We start from the raw sequence: 1234 nt of genomic DNA on the forward strand, positions 1-1234 counted from the left end.
GCCCCCCATTCCCCTTCCTTCACCTTCCAGCGCGCCCCGCACTGCTGGTACTGGGCTTGGCCGTCCTGGCCCCGCTGTCTGTAGCCGCCCAAGACACCTCCCGCATCGCACGTGTCACCGTCTACCCCGGCAGCGCCACGGTAGAGCGCGTGGCCAAGGTGGCCGCTGGCGCACGCAGCCTCACGCTGGCCTGCCTGCCCGCGTCGCTGGATGTGCAAAGCCTGCAGATCAACGCCGACCCCGCCGTGCGCGTGGGCGAGTTCAATGTGCTCACCGAAGACCGCGACGTGGCGGCAGGCTGCGCCAGTCCGCTGGACGGCCGCATCCGCGAGCTGGAGGACCAGATCGCGGGGGTGAAGGCCGAGGCCTCGGCCCTGCAGCTGGTGGACGGCTATCTGCGCAGCGTGGCGCAAACCGGCGCGGGCCCGGAGTCGGCAGCGCCTGCCACTTCCGCCCCCCGTGCTGCCACACCGACGCCCGCACAGATCACCGCCACTGCCGAGGTCCTGCGCAAATCCGGGCAGGACAGCTTTGCACGCGCGCACCAGCTCCAGCGCAAGCAGGAGGCACTGGAGCTGGCCCTCAAGCCGCTCGTGGCAGAGCGCGACCGCGTGGCCAGCCAGCGTGCGCGGGTGGTGTCAGTCACCATCAACCTGGCTACCGAGCGCGAGGCTGAGCTGCGCCTGTCCTACCAGGTGCGCGGCCCCGGCTGGCAGCCCAGCTACCGCGCCACGCTGGATGCGAACAAATCCACGGTGCTGATCGAACGCCAGGCGCTGGTGGCCCAGAACAGCGGCGAAGACTGGGGCAATGTGCAGCTGACCCTGTCCACCGGCCAGCCGGGCCGCGCCACTCAAGGGCAACTGCCACGCCCCTGGTGGCTGAACGTGGCACCGCCCCCGCAGGCCTCGCCCGCGCCGGCCATGGCGATGGCGCCTGCGCCCGCACCGGCCATTGCGTCCCTGTCCCGGTCCCGCAATGCCGCCGAGGAAGCAATGCCCACGTTTGAAGTGAGCGCCCTCGACAAGGGGTTTGCCACCGAGTTCGCCGTGCCGCAGCGCATCACCGTGCCCTCCAGCGGCCAGCGCGTGACGCTGGCGCTGGGCAATCACAGCGCCCCCGCCACGCTGGTCACGCGCACAGCACCGGCCATGGAAGAAGCCGCCTACCTGGTTGCCCACATTGCCCAGCCGCCCGGCGTGTGGCCTGCGGGCGCGGCGGGCCTGTACCGCGA

At 71.4% G+C, this 1234-nt stretch carries 1 pseudogene; it reads left to right on the plus strand.

Annotated elements, in window-relative coordinates:
- Positions 1-158: 158 nt before the first annotated feature.
- A pseudogene (locus DBR23_RS24495) lies at positions 159-1130 on the plus strand (mucoidy inhibitor MuiA family protein); the annotation flags it as partial.
- Positions 1131-1234: the final 104 nt, after the last annotated feature.

It is taken from the genome of Acidovorax sp. HMWF018, from assembly GCF_003061035.1.
GTDB lineage: Bacteria > Pseudomonadota > Gammaproteobacteria > Burkholderiales > Burkholderiaceae_C > Acidovorax > Acidovorax delafieldii.